This is a genomic window from Bradyrhizobium sp. AC87j1 (assembly GCF_002936975.1).
Lineage (GTDB): Bacteria > Pseudomonadota > Alphaproteobacteria > Rhizobiales > Xanthobacteraceae > Bradyrhizobium > Bradyrhizobium shewense.
The window spans coordinates 49,978-65,214 of record NZ_PTFE01000013.1 but is presented as its reverse complement, the minus strand read 5'-3'; the positions used below and the strand labels follow the sequence as shown (position 1 = coordinate 65,214).

The following is a 15,237-nucleotide window of genomic DNA, read 5'->3' as shown; positions in this document are numbered from 1 at the left end:
GGTCGAAGCTGCCTCGCTATCCCTGCCGCTCGACGGCCTTCCTGACGAACTCCAGCCGCCGCGCCTGCGCCGGCGCAACCCGTTCCTTCATGGCAGCGACGATCGCCGCCGGCGCCGTATCCGGCGAGCCGGCCGCAAAGGGCGGTGCGGGATTGTACTCCATGCGCAGCTGGATCATCTCCGCCGCGGCGCGGCCTCGCAACATCGACACCAGGGTGAGCGCGAAGTCGATGCCGGCGGTGATGCCGCCACCCGTCATGCGATTGCGGTCGACGCAGACCCTCTCCAGCGACAGCTCGGCTCCGAACAACGGCAATGCATCCCTCGCCGTCCAGTGCGTGGCCGCGCGATATCCCTTCAACAGACCGGCGGCACCAAGCACGAGCGAGCCGGTGCAGACCGACGTCACGTATTGCGCGCGCCTCTCCTGCTGCCGCAGAAAGGCGAGAACGTCCTCGTCCAGCATCAGCTCGTCGGTGCCGTAGCCGCCGGGAACGCAGATCACGTCGAGCTGCGGGCAATCGGCGAACGTGACGGTCGGCGTCAGCGCGATGACGGAATCGCTCGGCACGGGCTCGATGCGTTTCCAGACCAGATGCACCGTCACGTCGGGCAGGCTGGAGAAGACCTGGGCGGGACCGGTGAGATCGAGCTGGGTGACGCGCGGAAAAACCAGAAGACCGATCTGCAACGGGCCCGACATGTCCAACCTCGACAACGCGCTTGACGGTTGCAGCCTGCCATGTTGGCCTTGCGGTCGAAATGGCTTAATTCCCTCAATTCTGGACACGCCCATGATCGGCTTCCTGATCTTTCCCGAATTCCAGTTGCTGGACGCGGCCGGTCCGATCTCGGTGTTCGAGATCGCCAGGCGTCACACGCCGAATGCGCCGCGCGTGATCACGGTCGCAACGAAGGCGGGCGCCGTGCGCAGCTCGTCAGGCATCGAGATGCTGGCGCGCAATCTGCGATCGGCAAGCTCGGTCACGACGCTGTTCGTCGCCGGTGGAGAGGGCGTGGAAGCGGCAGCGCACTGCAAGACGACGATCGCCTTCATTCAGCGACTGGCGAGCCGCGGCGTGCGCATCGCAAGCGTTTGCAACGGCGCCTATCTTCTCGCGCAGGCGGGACTGCTGGATGGCCGCTGCGCGACCACGCACTGGTCCTGCACCCGCGACTTCATCGGACGCTACCCGAAGGTGAGGCTCGAACCGGACCAGATCTTCATCCGCGACGATCGGGTGTGGACGTCGGCCGGCATCACGGCCGGGATTGATCTGGCGCTCGCCATGATCGCGCAGGACCATGGCGAGGAGATCTCGCAAGCGACCGCGCGGCAGCTGGTGCTCTATCATCGCCGCAGCGGCGGACAATCGCAGTTCTCGAGCTTGCTCGAGCTCAAGACGCCGAACGGCCGCTTCGGCAGCCTGTTGTCATGGGTGCGCGAGAATTTGGATGCGCATCTCACAGTCGAGGCGCTCGCCGAACGCGCCGGATTGAGCGCCCGGCATTTCGTCCGTTCCTTCACCGCCGAGACCGGATCCACGCCGACCAAGGCGGTCGAGCGCTTGCGGGTCGAGGTGGCGCGCGAGCGGGTGCAGTCCTCCGGGGAGGCCATCGAGCGCGTCGCTCAATCCACCGGCTTTCGCGACCCCGAGCGGATGCGCAGAGCCTTCATCCGCGCATTCGGTCAGCCGCCGCAGTCGCTGCGACGCGCGGCACGAAGCGCATGAGAAGCGGCCGGCCGAACCTAAGGCCCGCCGGCGACCGATCCCGCGATCACCATAACGAGGGCGCCAAGATCGATCTTGCCGTTGACGGTCAGCTCCTCCGAGCTTCTCACCTCTCCCGCGCCCTGGACCTTGAGCGATTGCGGCCGGTCGGCGGCCTGCCGCTGCAGCTCGCCGATGATGGCGTCCTTCAGTTTCTCTTCCAGCATGGGCTCTTCCTTCAGGCTGCCATCGCGCGTCGATGTCGCGCGTCCCGCTCAACCAAGGCGAAGCCGCGCCCTTCGTTCCCGGGTCATGCCAGGCGCCGCGGCAGGCTGTGGTGGATGGTGCAGGCGGCAAGCGCGGCGTGGCCGAATGCGACCGAGATCTGGTGCAGGTCGGTGACGACGTCGCCGATGCCGTAAAGGCCGTCAACCGAGGTGCGCTGATGGTCGTCGACCTTCAGATAGCCCTCCCCGGTGTGCTCGGCGCCCAGCGAGACCGCGAGTTGCGAACGCACCTCGGCACCCATCGCCGGATAGACCGTGTCGAACTGCATCGTGCGGCCATCGGCCAGGACGGCCTCGAGGCCCCCCACCCTCCGCCGCAAACGCAGGCCGGGCGCGAACACGATGTCGACGCCGGCCTCGGCCAGCTCCGATGTCACGCTCTCCTCCTCATCCTGTCCGGTCGCGAGCAGCGTCACCTCGCGCGAGTAGCCGCGCAGGAACAGTGCCTTGCCGGCGGCCCGGCCAAGCGGGCCGACGACGCCGATGCGTCGGCCGATCACCTCGAAGGCGTCGCAGACAGGACAATAGCGCAGCAGCCCGTCCGCAACCGCGGCGCGCCATTGCTCGAACGGCGGATGGCTGTCGACGATGCCGCTGGCGAGGATGACGGTGGTGGCCTCAAGCGCGCCGCCGTTCCAGATCGCCTGAAAGCCGTCGTCGCGCGGCTGCAAGGCGGTGACCTCGGCCTCCACGCGCTCGACGGCGAGCTCGCCCAACTGCGCCGACATGCGCGCGATCAGGTCCGCGCCGGAGAGACCGTGGACGAAGCCGGGAACATTGTGGCTGCGGGGGATCAACGCGGCCCGGCTGGCGCCAGTGTCCACGACGCAGGCGCTGCGGCGGAAGCGTGCCAGATAGATCGCGGCCATCAGCCCGGCAGGGCCGCCGCCGACGACCAGGCAATCAAACCGCGCGCCCGTCATTTGGGGTTCGGGTCCTGCAGACCGGCGCCGGGCTCCTGCAGATGCCCACTTCGTGCCAGCCGGACTGCGTTGCCGAGCGCGCGCGCCGCGTTCTGCACCTCCTGCTGGAATTCCCCGTCGTCATCGAGCTCGCGATGCGAGGTGGCATATGGCTCCATGTAACCGACATAGCCGTCGAGCTCGGCAAAGCGCCCCGCCGAGATCAGCTGCATGTCGGTCAGCCAGTCCGACAAGGCGCGGCGCACGCCCTCGGCACCGACGGCATCACCATGAACGACCACGCCGAAATGACGGCCGGCGAGATGGCGCGGATAGGGCCAGCCCTTCAGCTCCATCGCCTTGGCCTCGTCGGCCTTCTTGCCATGCGTCGAGGTCGGATCGGGATTGCCGCCGTCGGCGCAGACCATGCGGTCCATCATCGCCTTCAGCCCGGAAGGCACGTGGTACCAATTCACCGGCGTCACGATCAGGATGCCGTGGGCCGCGACCCACAGCGGATAGATCTCGTTCATCCAGTCGCCGGTCTGCCCCAGCGAATAGTTCGGATAGCAGCTGCACGGCCAGTGACAGAGCGGCATCGCGGTCGAGACGCAGGATTTGCAGGGATGAATGGTCTTGCCGAATTCCGAGGCGAGGCGCGACAGATCGAGGATGTCCACGGCAAACCCCATCTCGACGAAGACGGGCTCGGCCAGCTTGACCAGACGCCAGGTCTTGGACATCTCGCCGGGACAGCTGTGCTCGCTGCGGGCCGAGCCGTTGATGACGAGAATGCGCGGCGTCCCCTGCGCATCGTCATGCCGACGCTGCGCTGCCAGGATCTTCGCGCGCGCATCGAGCCAATCGACGGCAATGTCGTAATCGGGGTCGGAGAAACCTGCGCCCGCCTTGCGCGTCAGCGGTGCCTTGCGCGAATGGCTATAGGCGTCCCAGGCGGCACCGACGACGGCATCGAGCTCGCGCTGCAGCGGGGCAAAGGCGGGATCGACGAACTGACGCTTGTAGCGCCGCTCGAACTCCTCGCGCGACAGCTTGACGGGCGGCATCCCCTTGCGAATTTCGGCGTCCGTCATGCTGGCTCCCGGCGAAGGCGGTATCATCCGACCAACCCGGCGGGCAGCACCCGGTTCCTTGCCGCTACTGGCGCGCCACGTCCTGCGGCGTATCGAATTTCGCGATACGCTGGTCCAGCCGCCACAGCTCGATGCGATGGGCCAGCACGAGCGAGGCGGCCTCGCGCTTGGCCTGCTCGTCATTATCGCAGACGAGATTGATGCATCCGAACACATGCCCGTCCGGATCGATCTGGAACGCGCGGTAATGCTTGATACTTCGCATGATCATCCTCCGCGTCTTGGGTAGACCGGCGCGCTCAGCCAGTCCGTCAGGTTCGAGGTCACGTCGTTCTGCTTGGCGCGCTGCAGCAGCAGCTCACGCTCCTTGCCCGGCGGCAGGCTGAGTGCGCGCTCGCGGGCGTTTTCGGCAAATGCGGCCAATCGCTCCTGGAGCGATTGGGTCTGTTTCCTGCGGTTGCGTTTGGCGGTCATTGTTCTTCGCGGTGATTTCGGTTGGACGGAAATCGGCCCCGGCCGGGATCGGGTGCCGGGGTCGAGGTTCTCTTGTCATTCAGCTTCCGTCGCAACGGCGGGTTCCGGCATTTCAAAAAGTTAAAGCTGCGCGATTTTGCGCGAGGACGGCGGCATGGTCCCTCGTGCTCGCGTGCCGCTCGTCACGACAATCGACTGCGCCGGAACCGAATTACTGATTCGCTTGTTCATGAAGGACTTGAAGGAGGATCATCATGGCAAAAGCAGCATGGAAACGGCCGGGCTCACCGATCGGCCGCAAGGGACCGCGCAAGGCCAATCCCGCGTACAAGCGCCGCGCGCGCCAACCGTGGACGCCCGCGGATGTGAGCAAGCTGAAGCAGCTCGCGAAGGGAAACACGCCGACCGGCGTGATGAGCATCAAGCTGCAGCGCCCGGTCGCGGCCATTCGCAGCAAGGCCCATCGCGAAGGGATTTCGCTGCGTCCGGCCAACCGCTCACCCTACAACCGGCGAACCAAAGCCGCGAAGCGGCGTTGACGGAAGGCACCGCCGGGTGACAACCGGACACAACGGGGACGATGGACGTGGCGCTCATTTTTCCGGTTTCTGCCCACGACACCAGCGCATCGGTACGCGCCGACATCTAACCCGTTCCCGGCGCGTGCAGCCTCCTGATTGCTCCACACTTCGCCCCCTTCACACGGACAGGGCAAGCCGCCGTCAATCCGGCGGCTGCAAGCCCGGCGAGCGCAGCCACTCGCTCATCTGAGACCCGGTCTCTGCCTGGCGCGCCTTGCGCAACATCTCGTCGCGAGCCACTCCGGGCGGAAGCAACTTGGCTTCTTCGCGCAGCCGCTCCGCTTCGGCGGTCAGACGTATCAGCGGATCCGTTTGCTTCATTCGACGCCGCGTCAACATGGGCGTTCTCCCTGATCACTGGGTCGGAGCGCTCCGTTGCGTTCTCACAGATTGAGGTCATCGCCCGCAGGCGACGCTCCCATAACGTTCCAGAAGCGGAACGGTTGCGTGCCGGGGTCGGAAGCACGACAGGGACTCTGCGAAACAAGCGCGCTTGCGTAACATGGGTTAAATTAGTCGGTGGCCAAATTTGCTAATTTAGGAACGTCGGATGACCGCCTGGGATTGGCGCAAATGAACAACTATCGCCGACTGCAGAAAACCTGCGAGAGCCAGGCCGCTCTCAGCTCCTCGCCCGCAGCGCGAACTGCGCTACTAGAAATGGCGGAGGAGTATCGCGCGCGAGCCGAATACAAGGCGCTTCATGGGTCCGAGCCAGCCAATCCCGAACGCACTGAAGGTCTCGGCCGAACCAGCCGTCCCCGATCTTGATCAACTACGCCGATAGAGCTGCAGATAGCTCGGCGAGTACAGCGCGGTGTCCTTGAGCGCGTCGAGATCGTTGATGGTCAGGATGCGATCGCGCAGCACGATCAGGCCGGACGCACGCAGCTCCTGCACCGTCCGATTGAGATGGACGACCGACAGGCCGGTGGCATCGGCGAGGTCCATCTGCGTGACCGGCATGACGCAGGAATTTGCGTCGACCATCCCGACGGGGCGAAGCCGCTCGAATATCTCGCAAAACAGATGCGCCACGCGCTCCAGGGCGGTGCGGCGACCAAGGTTGATGGCCCATTCGCGCTGGATGGCGTTGTTGACGAGGGTCTCGCACCAGAACGCCTCGGCGAGCGAGCGAGCGTCCCTCGTCAAACTCTCGAAACGCGCGCGCTTGATCTCGGCGTAGACCACCGGCGTCATTGTCGCGATGGAATGGTCCATCACGGGGAGCAAGAACGCGTGCGAGTCGCAGCTCTCGCCGGGAAAGATGAAATTGACGATCTGGCGCCGGCCGTCCTCGAGCGACTTGTAGCGGCAGAGCCAGCCCGATAGCACAACCCGGACGCTATCGACGGGATCGCCCTCCGAAATCAGGTCTTCACCCGCCCCCGCGTGCTCGAGACCTTCGAGCAACGCATATTCGAGCGATGCACGGGCCTCCGTCGACAACGGCCGCAGCACATTCAGCCGGCGAATGACCAGCTCCACCAGGCTGCGATCGGAGGTCGACAAGGACATCAATCAGCCACCGCCGGTGTGTGGAACGCGCGCTTGCTCCGCGGAATGGCGATGGTGCATTGTAACCCCGCGGGGTCGAATGCCAGGGTGGTCTCCCCCTTGAACTCGAACGCCAGCGTCCGCTCCAGAAGCTCCGTGCCAAAACCCTTTCGGAGCGGCGGCTTGACCTGTGGCCCTCCGTGCTCGCGCCATTTGAACACGAGCTCCGCGGGCTGGGCGCCTTCATCGAGGCGCCAGGAGATTTCAACACGTCCGCTCGGCTGGCTCAAGGCGCCATATTTCAGCGCGTTCGTCGCAAGCTCGTGGATCGCGAGCGCGAACGTTTCGGCGGCCTTGGGCTGGAAGCGCACCTTGGGACCTGAGACCTGCATCTGCTCGCCCTCGCGCGCATTATAGGCGAGAAGCTCCTCGACCACGAGATATTCCAGGTCGACACCGCCCTCGGGATCGCGTGTCACCAGCGCCTGGGTGCGGGCAAATGCGTTGAGCCGTCCGTCGAGATGGGATGCATATTCCTCGACAGTGGTGGCGGAGTCGGCCGAACGGCGGGCGATGGAGCGCACCACGCCAAGCGTATTGCGAACGCGGTGCTGCAGCTCGGCCAAAAGCAGGCGCTGCCGCTCCTCGGCGCGGGTGATCGCCGGAACATCGATGAAAGTGACGACGACGCCGGCGATGGCATCGTCGATGCTGCGATAAGGCTGGATGCGCACGATGTAGCGCGTGCCGCCGTCCAGCGCGCTCAGCTCACGCTCGGTGCTCGCAAGCGTACGCAGCACGCGGCGAATGTCGTCATAGAGCTCCTCGATCGGGATGCGCGCCTTGATGTGAGCGATCGGCCTGCCCGTGTCGGTCTCCACGAGATGCAGGACCTGGGTAATCGCCGGTGTGAAGTTCATCACGCGCAGCTCATTGTCGAGAAAGACGGTCGCGATGCGCGTGCTCTCCAGGAAACTCTTGAGATCGCGGGTGGCGCGCGTCAATTCCTCGACACGGTGCGTCAGCTCGCCGTTGATGATGGTCAGCTCCTCGTTGACCAACTGCAACTCCTCGGGCGAAGCTCCGGGCTCCTCGTGGGCCAAATGTAACTCCTCGTTGAGAGACTGGTATCCTCGTGGACGGTATCGGCTACTCAGGGATGCTCTTCAGGGTTGCTCTCGAACTCCTCGAATGTGGCCTGGAGGCGCTCGCCTGTGGCGCGCAGCTCGCTCCCGGGACGCTCGACATGCCCGGCGTGCACTGGCCCCTACCATAGCAAAAATCGACATTCTCCCAACGGATCAAAGGCAAATGATGATGGAGTCGCGTTTGGCCATGGAACCCACCTTGGCTTCCATCGTTGGGAGCAAACCGGCCTCCGACCCTATGTTCCCATCGGTCCGGCAGGCTTGCTGGAGGGATCATGTCTGTATCCACCGCCCCGCCTAGGCCAAGCTCGCCACTAGCGGGTCGCCGTATCCTCGTGGTCGAGGATGAATATTTTCTCGCCGATGACATCGGCAAGGCGCTGCGCGCGCTCGGCGCGGAGATCGCCGGTCCCGTCGGCCACATCGAGGATGCCGTCGAGATACTGCACGATGGCGGCGTTCTGGATGCAGCCGTGCTCGACGTGAACATCCGCGCCCAGCCGATCTTTCCCGTCGCCCGGGAGCTTAGGGCACGCCAAGTGCCCTTCGTGTTCACCACGGGCTACGACAGGATCAGCATCGAGCCGGAATTCCAGGACGTGCCGATCTGGGAGAAGCCGATCGACATCGTGGCCATGGTGCGGAATCTGGCGAGCCTCGTCGACGGTCAACCGTCATCGCCGCAGCAATCATCGCCTGAAAGGGCTGCGCCTGCGGGATGAGCGAGCCCGCAACCAAACCCGGATCAAAACAGATGCGCGAAGGCGAGCCAGGCGGTCACCGCCAGGCACAACACAACGCGCCGTAAGGTAGCGCGACGCGCAAGACGGCAAGCCTTTCCGCGTCAGCTCATCATCATCCAGGTAAATGCCGCCACCATCACGAGAAAACCCGTGATCGCGGTCGCGACAAAGGCCTGTTCGATGCGATCCATCGCCATCGCAGCCCCTTTCCAGCCCACGCAATGTGACCGCTTCGGGGCCGCCGCGCATTAGGCTATGTGAATCGGCTTTCCTCCTTTTGTCAGTCCGCCGGTTCAGCCGGGCAGCGCCGCGGAAATTGCGACGACATCGCCCTACGACTTCGCCGTTCCCGGCTCGGCCATCTTGCGATGCTGCCTGGCCAGCATCTCGTTCGGCGTGACGTTGGCGACCGTGGTCTGGATCTTGTTCTTCAGCCCGGTGACGACATCGGCCTCGCCGCGCAGCATCGCATCGAACCCCGCCTTGGCGACGTCGTAGGCGCCGTCCTTCTTCTCGGTGCCGACCTTGGTGTCCATCATGTCGGCACGGCGGAAAAACTCGGTTTCGGTGGCGCCCGGCATCAAGCAGGTGACGGTAACGCCGCTGTCGCGCAATTCCTCGCGTAGCGCGAAGGAGAATGAGTCCAGAAACGCCTTGCTGGCGTTATAGGCCGCCTGGAAACTGCCGGGCGTGAAGCCCGCGATCGAGCCCGTGATCAGGATGCGCCCGGACTTGCGCCGCAGCATCTCGTTGCCGGCGCGATGGATCAGATAGAGCGTCCCGGTGATGTTGGTGTCGACGAGATGCTTGATCCTGGCGAAGTCCTGATCGAGGAACGCCTTGCCGAGGCCGATTCCGGCGTTGGCCAAGAGCGCATCGATCGGCCGGTCGCCGACCGCGGCACAGAGCTTGTCGACGCCCTCGGTGGTGGCGAGATCGGCTTCAATGGCCTCCACGCTGACGCCGAGCCTGCGCAGATCGACCGCCACCCGCTCGATCATCGGCTCATCAGCCGCGATGACGAGGTTGAAACCCGCCTGGGCACAGCATCTTGCGAGTTCCAGGCCGATACCGGTGGAAGCGCCGGTGACGATTGCGAGTTGATTGGCGGGCATGAGCGTGTCCTCGCTTGAGGTTGATCACGCCCAATCACTGCCCTGCGCTCTCGTTCCTATCCGCGTCGCGATTTGCGCGAGCCGGTGCAGTGCGAAGAATTTGCGCGCGGCGTTAGCAACCATCGTTCACGCCTCGACTTAGATGGCCAACTGGTTCAGTCGGGAGGACGAAGGATGAAGGCGCTGGTTTGGCACGGCAAGGAGGACATCCGCTGCGACACCGTCACCGACCCGGAGATCCAGGACCCGCGCGATGCCATCATCAAGGTCACGAGCTGCGCGATCTGCGGCTCCGACCTGCACCTCTTCCACAATTTCATCCCGGGCATGCTGCCCGGTGACATCATGGGCCACGAGACCATGGGCGAAGTGGTCGAGGTCGGCTCCGGCGTCGACGGCAAGTTGAAGAAGGGCGATCGCATCGTCGTGCCCTTCACAATCATCTGCGGCGAATGCGACCAGTGCAAGCGCGGCAATTTTTCCGTGTGCGAGACGACCAACCGCAAGCGCCATCTGGCCGACAAGGTATTCGGGCACACTACGGCGGGCCTGTTCGGATACACGCATCTGACCGGCGGCTATCCAGGCGGCCAGGCCGAATATCTCCGCGTGCCCTATGCCGATGCGACCCACATCAAGGTGCCACCGGGCATTCCCGACGAGCAGCTGTTGTTCCTCAGCGACATCTTCCCGACCGGCTGGCAGGCCGCCGTGCAATGCGACATCGAGCCGACCGACACCGTCGCGATCTGGGGCTGCGGTCCCGTGGGGCAGATGGCGATCCGCAGCGCCATCCTGCTCGGCGCGAACCAGGTGATCGCGATCGACTGCCTGCCCGAACGGCTCAGCATGGCGGAAGCCGGCGGCGCCACCACCATCAACTTCGAGACCGAGAGCGTGGTGGAACGGCTGAACGATCTCACCGACGGCAGGGGACCGGAAAAGTGCATCGATTGCGTCGGCATGGAATCGCATGTGATGGCCTCCCTGCCCGACACGCTGCTCGACCGCGCCAAGCAGATGGTGATGGCGGAAAGCGACCGGCCCCACGTGCTGCGCGAGATGATCTATGTCTGCCGGCCCGGCGGCATCATCTCGGTGCCGGGCGTGTACAGCGGCCTGTCCGACATGCTTCCGATGGGCGCCTTCATGAACAAGGGCCTGACGATGCGGACCGGCCAGACCCACGTCAACCGCTGGACCGACGATCTGCTCCGCCGCATCGAGGAGGGCGAGATCGATCCCTCCTTCGTCATCACCCACACCGTCCCGCTCGAACAAGGACCGGAGATGTACCAGGTGTTTCGCGACAAGCGCGACTCCTGCGTCAAGGTCGTGCTGAGGCCCTGAAGGAGCAAGCCATGTTTCATTTCTCCAACATCGTCCGCACCAAGGGCGATCCGAAAATCGTCGAGGGCGGGCCGAGCCTGAAGCGGCCGGAAGATCAGCTCGCCCGCGCGCTCGGCTGGTTCAGCATCGGTCTTGGTGTCGTCGAGTTCTTCGCGCCGAGACGCGTCACGGAAACGCTGGGCATGGAAGGCCATGAGACCATGGTCCGCGCCTTCGGCGTGCGCGAGATCCTGGCCGGGATCATGTCGCTGTCGGTCGACAAGAACGCCGGCCTGTGGGCCCGCGTCGGCGGCGACGGTCTCGATGCCGCCGCGCTGCTGTCGGGGCTGACAGCCGACAATCCCAAGAAGGGCAACATCGCGCTGGCGCTCTTGATGGTCGGCGGCATCGCCATGCTCGACTACCGCGCCGCGCAGGACACCAAGCCAAGGCGCCCGCCGCGCGAGGCACGGCGCAAGCTGTATCCGAACCGCAGCGGTTTCCCCAAGGGCATCGAGGGCGCGCGAAACGCGGCCAAGCAGATTGCAGCGCCCGCCGGTAATGAGGTGAAGCAAGGCGATGAGCGTCGAGTCCCGTGATAAAGCTGCGTGGTGGGAATCCGCCGTCATCTACGAGATCGCACCGATCTCCTTCCAGGACTCCAACGGCGACGGCAAGGGCGATCTCGCCGGCTTGCTGTTGCGGATCGACTACCTGAAATGGCTCGGTATCGACGCAGTCTGGCTGACGCCGATCTACAAAAGCCCGGCTCGCGACCTCGGCTACGACATCTCCGACTATTGCGCGATCGATCCTGCCTTCGGCAGCCTCGAGGATTTCGACCGGCTGCTCGAAGCCCTGCACGCCGAAGGCATCCGCCTCATCCTCGATCTCGTCCCCAATCACACCGCCAATGATCACGAATGGTTCGTCGAGAGCTCCAGCTCGCCCGCCAGCGCCAAGGCCGACTGGTACATCTGGGCCGATGCGGCCGAGAACGGCGGCCCGCCCAACAACTGGCTGAGCCGCTTCGGCGGCAGCGGCTGGGAATGGTGCGAGGCGCGGCGGCAATACTATTATCATTCCTTCCTGGTGGAGCAGCCCGACCTCAACTGGCGCAATCCGCAGGTGCGCGCCGCGATCGCGGACGTGATGCGCTTCTGGCTCGACCGCGGTGTCGACGGCTTTCGCGTCGATGCCAGCGCGGTCCTGATCAAGGACGAATTCCTTCGCGACAATCCGCCGAATCCGGCGGCCAAGGGCAAGCCGCCGCCGCAGCGCCAGACGCCCGTCTTCACCGACGACCGGCCGGAGACGATGGATTGCATCGAATTCATCCGCGAGGTGATCGACGGCTATCGGGGGCGCATGCTCTGCGGCGAAGTCCAGGGCAAGACCGACCGCATCGGCCACTTCTACGGCAACGACAGGCCGCGCCTGCATCTGCCGCTCAATTTCGCCCTGCTCGACTCGCAATGGGACGCATTGTCGCTGCAGGCAGCGATCGATGCGTATTTCAACGCCATCCCCGAGCACGCCTGGCCGGTCTGGATCGTCGGCGGCCACGACAAGCAGCGGGTCGCGAGCAAGATCGGTGAGGCGCAGATGCGCGTGCTGGCGATGCTGCTGATGACGCTGCGGGGAACGCCGTTCCTCTTCATGGGCGACGAGATCGGCCGCAAGCGCGTGCCCATTCCGCCCGACCGCGTTCACGATCCCTTCGAGAGGCTGGTGCCGGGATATGGCCTCTGCCGCGATCCCGAGCGCGCACCGATGCGATGGGATGACAGCCCCGACGGCGGCTTCACCACGGGCCGTCCGTGGCTGCCGCTGGAGCCTCCCGATGGCGCAGCCAACGTTGCCGGGCAGCGGCGCGACGAGCGTTCGATCCTGGCGCTGTTTCGCGCGCTGATCGCGCTGCGGCGCGAGCATGCGGGGCTGCATCACGGCGGTCACGAGCCGCTGCGCGCGCAGAACGACGTTCTCGCCTACAAGCGGACCGACGGCCGCAACGAATTTCTGGTCGCGCTCAACATCGCCGCCGAGCCGCGCAAATGGCACTGGCTGGGCCGCGGCCGCCTGCTGATGTCGACGCATCTCGACCGGCCGCCGGAGCCGTTGCCGGACGCGTCCATCCTGCTGCGGGGCAATGAAGGCGTGATCATCGCGCTCGATCCGCGCTGAAGGCCGCGAGGAACCATCCGCTCGGCAGAGAGTCTGATCAACGCCTCCGACGTCCCCCCTGCCGGAGGCAGACTGCACGAAACCGCAACCCCGGCGCTCACCGCCCCTTCAGGCGCCGGGGTTAGCGGCGTGGGTCTGGGAGGCAGGTCACCTTGGAGACAAGCCATTTGGAGACATCCATGGGCAAGACAAAGGGACTTCAGCAACGCATCGTCGGCAAGACCAGGCAAGCCGTCGGCGAGATCATCGGCGACCAGGATCTGCACGATGACGGCAAGGCCGAGGCCCAGCGCGGCCGTGACGAACAGGACAAGCCGAGCAAGCTCAACCCGCTGAAGAAGCTCAAGCAGCTGACGTGAACGCAGAGCCGCGACCAGCACTTACCAATGCAGCGCGGCGCACTGACAAAGGCCTGTCGCCGGTCACGGGGAGACGACGACGTTCGCGCTGGATTGCCGCCGCCGAGCTCGGCCTGATCAGCAGCACCTTCTCGACCATCGTCAGCCAGCTCTTCGCCGCCCGGATCGGCCGCGATGCCGCAGTCGACTGGATGACGGTCGCCGCCATTCCCGCGCGCGACTGGGCGATCAGCGCGGAGCCGTCCTGGACTGCGGTCCTGACCGGGATCGCCTTCCATCAATGGGCGGATTTTTCCTGGGCGCTGGTGTTCTTCGGTGTGCTCGGACGCTGGACCGCCGACTTGCGGCCGGCGACCATCCTGCTGCTCGCGCTGCCCTGGGCGGTGTTCTCGTCAGCCACGGAATGGTTCGTGCTGGTGCCGCTGTTTCCGTTCTGGCAGCCGCTGTTCACGCTGCAGCAGCCCTATTGGATCGGCCTGCTCGTTCATGGCACCTCGGCCCTGATGTATCCTCTGTTCGCCCGGTTGCGCTGGAGGCGCGGCGCTGCAGCCGAGCGCGACATCCGCTTCACCAACGCCTGGATCACCGGTGCGCTGGCTGTGATGGCGCTGTTAGGCGCGATCGCGTTGTTCGGCAGCCACGGCTACGAGCCGCCGTGGATGGGCCGCGACAGGGATGCGGACCAGACCTACATCCGTCACATGACGGCGCATCATGCCCAGGGTATCGAGCTGGCCCGGATCGCCGTGGAGCGCGCCCAGGACCCGCATCTGCGCAAGCTCGCGATGCTGATGGTCGCGAGCCAGGCCGGCGAGAGCCGGATCTTCGAGAACTGGTGGCTGAGCTGGTTCGACACGGAGATGCCCGACTGCAGCACCGAAGAGCGTGCCGCCATGCCGGGTTTCCTGACTCAGGCCGAGATGCGACAGGTCAAGGCCGCGCCGGCGGACCGGTTCGACGCGGTGTTCGTGGAGACCATGAGCAAGCATCACATGGGCGCGGTCAGGATGGCCGACCGGATGTGGCGGAGTAGCGGAGACCCACGGCTGCGCATCATGGCGCATGCCATTCGTCACGCCCAGCAGGGCGAGATCGCGCTGATGCACGATGCGAGCGGCATTTCGGCGGTCGCCACGGCCGTCCGCAACATGCTCGGCGACAACGTCAACTAGGGCGCCCCTACTCGCGCCAGAACTCCGCAAGCTCCTCCGCGGTCACCAGGTCGACCTGGCCGTGAAAGCGGGTGCGGTACATCGTCATGAGCGCGTCGTGCCCGACGTCGGACGAGCTGCACAAGGCGTCCTCGACGATCACGACCCTGAAGCCGAGATCGACCGCGCTCAGGACCGTCGAGAGCACGCAGACGTCGGTCTCGGCGCCCGAGATCACAACCGTGCCGACGTTCTTGTCGATCAGCCGGCCCGCAAGGGCGGGATTGCTGAACGCGGAATAGGCCGGCTTGTCGATGATGGCAGCCGGCGGAACGAACTTGCTCAGCGCGGGCACCAGCTCGAGTGCGGATGGCGGCAGATGCTTGCGCGTGGCCTGGCTCCAGCGATGAAAATAGCTCTGCCACTGGCCGGGCCGATCTTCCGGATTCTGCGGCGTGATGAAGCGCGTGAAGATGGTTCTGGCCTGGTGGCGCGCAACGATCGAGACGATCGCCGGCAAGACCCGCTCCATCCACGGCGTCGCCCACAGACCGCCGGGGGCGAAAATGTTCTGCATATCGATGCAGAGGTGAACGGCCTCCCTGATCTCGGCCACTTCCGACGTGCTGTCCCTCATCGTCCTCCACCGTCAAGCATTCGG

18 protein-coding genes and 1 pseudogene are annotated in these 15,237 nt (G+C 65.2%); 8 read left to right on the top strand and 11 right to left on the bottom strand.

All coding sequences use genetic code 11. The annotated features are described in order from the left end of the window. Positions 1 to 16 precede the first annotated feature (16 nt). Positions 17 to 703 carry a DJ-1/PfpI family protein gene (locus CV770_RS10085; protein WP_104462207.1) on the bottom strand — a complete coding sequence of 229 codons (687 nt, stop codon included), beginning with the start codon at positions 701 to 703 and terminating at the stop codon, positions 17 to 19. A gap of 91 nt (positions 704 to 794) precedes the next feature. Between CV770_RS10085 and CV770_RS10080 the strand changes: the two genes are divergently transcribed. After that, positions 795 to 1,733: a GlxA family transcriptional regulator gene (locus CV770_RS10080; RefSeq protein ID WP_104462206.1), complete on the top strand. Its 939-nt coding sequence runs from the start codon at positions 795 to 797 to the stop codon at positions 1,731 to 1,733. Positions 1,734 to 1,750: 17 nt separating this feature from the next. Here CV770_RS10080 and CV770_RS10075 read toward each other — a convergent pair whose 3' ends face one another. From CV770_RS10075 to CV770_RS10055, 5 genes are all read right to left on the bottom strand, one after another. Beyond that, positions 1,751 to 1,939 (bottom strand): hypothetical protein, encoded by a 189-nt coding sequence (locus tag CV770_RS10075; RefSeq protein WP_104462205.1) that lies wholly within the window; start codon positions 1,937 to 1,939, stop codon positions 1,751 to 1,753. An 83-nt stretch (positions 1,940 to 2,022) separates the two neighbouring features. Next, positions 2,023 to 2,922, bottom strand: coding sequence for an NAD(P)/FAD-dependent oxidoreductase (locus CV770_RS10070; RefSeq protein WP_104462204.1), 900 nt, complete (start codon positions 2,920 to 2,922; stop codon positions 2,023 to 2,025). Beyond that, complete coding sequence (locus CV770_RS10065; RefSeq protein ID WP_104462203.1) at positions 2,919 to 3,995, bottom strand: flavodoxin family protein; 1,077 nt, start codon at positions 3,993 to 3,995, stop codon at positions 2,919 to 2,921. Before CV770_RS10065 ends, CV770_RS10070 begins: the two co-directional genes overlap by 4 nt. A gap of 64 nt (positions 3,996 to 4,059) precedes the next feature. Further along, entirely contained in the window at positions 4,060 to 4,260 is a 201-nt protein-coding gene (locus CV770_RS10060; RefSeq protein WP_091957771.1) for a hypothetical protein, read from the bottom strand. A 2-nt stretch (positions 4,261 to 4,262) separates the two neighbouring features. Beyond that, the gene (locus CV770_RS10055) at positions 4,263 to 4,469 is read right to left on the bottom strand and encodes a hypothetical protein (protein ID WP_091957062.1); all 207 of its coding nucleotides are present in this window, start codon (positions 4,467 to 4,469) and stop codon (positions 4,263 to 4,265) included. 254 nt (positions 4,470 to 4,723) lie between these two features. On the opposite strand from CV770_RS10055, the gene CV770_RS10050 reads away from it, so the two are divergent. Then, positions 4,724 to 5,008, top strand: a complete 285-nt coding sequence (locus tag CV770_RS10050) for a hypothetical protein (protein WP_091957065.1) — start codon at positions 4,724 to 4,726, stop codon at positions 5,006 to 5,008. Between the two features lie 183 nt (positions 5,009 to 5,191). Here CV770_RS10050 and CV770_RS10045 read toward each other — a convergent pair whose 3' ends face one another. From CV770_RS10045 to CV770_RS10035, 3 genes and pseudogenes are all read right to left on the bottom strand, one after another. After that, complete coding sequence (locus CV770_RS10045) at positions 5,192 to 5,389, bottom strand: hypothetical protein (RefSeq protein WP_104462202.1); 198 nt, start codon at positions 5,387 to 5,389, stop codon at positions 5,192 to 5,194. A gap of 432 nt (positions 5,390 to 5,821) precedes the next feature. Then, positions 5,822 to 6,568 (bottom strand): Crp/Fnr family transcriptional regulator, encoded by a 747-nt coding sequence (locus CV770_RS10040; RefSeq protein WP_091957066.1) that lies wholly within the window; start codon positions 6,566 to 6,568, stop codon positions 5,822 to 5,824. After that, positions 6,568 to 7,808 (bottom strand): annotated as a pseudogene (locus tag CV770_RS10035) (sensor histidine kinase); the annotation flags it as partial. The pseudogene CV770_RS10035 and the gene CV770_RS10040, both read right to left, overlap by 1 nt. Positions 7,809 to 7,970: 162 nt before the next feature. Here CV770_RS10035 and CV770_RS10030 point away from each other — a divergent pair. After that, positions 7,971 to 8,417, top strand: coding sequence for a response regulator (locus CV770_RS10030; RefSeq protein ID WP_104462201.1), 447 nt, complete (start codon positions 7,971 to 7,973; stop codon positions 8,415 to 8,417). 353 nt (positions 8,418 to 8,770) lie between these two features. Here the strand turns inward: CV770_RS10030 and CV770_RS10025 are convergent, their stop codons facing one another. Beyond that, entirely contained in the window at positions 8,771 to 9,553 is a 783-nt protein-coding gene (locus tag CV770_RS10025) for an SDR family NAD(P)-dependent oxidoreductase (RefSeq protein ID WP_104462200.1), read from the bottom strand. A 174-nt stretch (positions 9,554 to 9,727) separates the two neighbouring features. Between CV770_RS10025 and CV770_RS10020 the strand changes: the two genes are divergently transcribed. From CV770_RS10020 to CV770_RS10000, 5 genes are all read left to right on the top strand, one after another. Then, positions 9,728 to 10,903: a zinc-dependent alcohol dehydrogenase gene (locus tag CV770_RS10020; RefSeq protein WP_028140556.1), complete on the top strand. Its 1,176-nt coding sequence runs from the start codon at positions 9,728 to 9,730 to the stop codon at positions 10,901 to 10,903. 11 nt (positions 10,904 to 10,914) lie between these two features. Further along, on the top strand, positions 10,915 to 11,481 hold the full coding sequence (locus CV770_RS10015; RefSeq protein ID WP_104462199.1) for a hypothetical protein: 567 nt from the start codon (positions 10,915 to 10,917) through the stop codon (positions 11,479 to 11,481). Continuing rightward, positions 11,462 to 13,066 (top strand): alpha-amylase family glycosyl hydrolase, encoded by a 1,605-nt coding sequence (locus CV770_RS10010; RefSeq protein WP_104462198.1) that lies wholly within the window; start codon positions 11,462 to 11,464, stop codon positions 13,064 to 13,066. The genes CV770_RS10015 and CV770_RS10010 overlap by 20 nt, the downstream gene beginning before the upstream one ends. 179 nt (positions 13,067 to 13,245) lie before the next feature. Beyond that, positions 13,246 to 13,425, top strand: coding sequence for a CsbD family protein (locus tag CV770_RS10005; RefSeq protein WP_091957079.1), 180 nt, complete (start codon positions 13,246 to 13,248; stop codon positions 13,423 to 13,425). Further along, the gene (locus tag CV770_RS10000) at positions 13,422 to 14,597 is read left to right on the top strand and encodes a DUF305 domain-containing protein (protein ID WP_104462197.1); all 1,176 of its coding nucleotides are present in this window, start codon (positions 13,422 to 13,424) and stop codon (positions 14,595 to 14,597) included. The genes CV770_RS10005 and CV770_RS10000 overlap by 4 nt, the downstream gene beginning before the upstream one ends. Positions 14,598 to 14,604: 7 nt before the next feature. On the opposite strand, the gene CV770_RS09995 is transcribed toward CV770_RS10000, so the two are convergent. Beyond that, positions 14,605 to 15,213: a cysteine hydrolase family protein gene (locus CV770_RS09995; RefSeq protein WP_091957084.1), complete on the bottom strand. Its 609-nt coding sequence runs from the start codon at positions 15,211 to 15,213 to the stop codon at positions 14,605 to 14,607. Positions 15,214 to 15,237: the final 24 nt, after the last annotated feature.

Coding starts and splice junctions, on each gene's coding strand:
- CV770_RS10085 (WP_104462207.1), bottom strand. CDS start 703: ATGTCGGGCCCGTTGCAGATCGGTCTTCTGGTTTTTCCGCGCGTCACC.
- CV770_RS10080 (WP_104462206.1), top strand. CDS start 795: ATGATCGGCTTCCTGATCTTTCCCGAATTCCAGTTGCTGGACGCGGCC.
- CV770_RS10075 (WP_104462205.1), bottom strand. CDS start 1,939: ATGCTGGAAGAGAAACTGAAGGACGCCATCATCGGCGAGCTGCAGCGG.
- CV770_RS10070 (WP_104462204.1), bottom strand. CDS start 2,922: ATGACGGGCGCGCGGTTTGATTGCCTGGTCGTCGGCGGCGGCCCTGCC.
- CV770_RS10065 (WP_104462203.1), bottom strand. CDS start 3,995: ATGACGGACGCCGAAATTCGCAAGGGGATGCCGCCCGTCAAGCTGTCG.
- CV770_RS10060 (WP_091957771.1), bottom strand. CDS start 4,260: ATGCGAAGTATCAAGCATTACCGCGCGTTCCAGATCGATCCGGACGGG.
- CV770_RS10055 (WP_091957062.1), bottom strand. CDS start 4,469: ATGACCGCCAAACGCAACCGCAGGAAACAGACCCAATCGCTCCAGGAG.
- CV770_RS10050 (WP_091957065.1), top strand. CDS start 4,724: ATGGCAAAAGCAGCATGGAAACGGCCGGGCTCACCGATCGGCCGCAAG.
- CV770_RS10045 (WP_104462202.1), bottom strand. CDS start 5,389: ATGTTGACGCGGCGTCGAATGAAGCAAACGGATCCGCTGATACGTCTG.
- CV770_RS10040 (WP_091957066.1), bottom strand. CDS start 6,568: ATGTCCTTGTCGACCTCCGATCGCAGCCTGGTGGAGCTGGTCATTCGC.
- CV770_RS10030 (WP_104462201.1), top strand. CDS start 7,971: ATGTCTGTATCCACCGCCCCGCCTAGGCCAAGCTCGCCACTAGCGGGT.
- CV770_RS10025 (WP_104462200.1), bottom strand. CDS start 9,553: ATGCCCGCCAATCAACTCGCAATCGTCACCGGCGCTTCCACCGGTATC.
- CV770_RS10020 (WP_028140556.1), top strand. CDS start 9,728: ATGAAGGCGCTGGTTTGGCACGGCAAGGAGGACATCCGCTGCGACACC.
- CV770_RS10015 (WP_104462199.1), top strand. CDS start 10,915: ATGTTTCATTTCTCCAACATCGTCCGCACCAAGGGCGATCCGAAAATC.
- CV770_RS10010 (WP_104462198.1), top strand. CDS start 11,462: ATGAGCGTCGAGTCCCGTGATAAAGCTGCGTGGTGGGAATCCGCCGTC.
- CV770_RS10005 (WP_091957079.1), top strand. CDS start 13,246: ATGGGCAAGACAAAGGGACTTCAGCAACGCATCGTCGGCAAGACCAGG.
- CV770_RS09995 (WP_091957084.1), bottom strand. CDS start 15,213: ATGAGGGACAGCACGTCGGAAGTGGCCGAGATCAGGGAGGCCGTTCAC.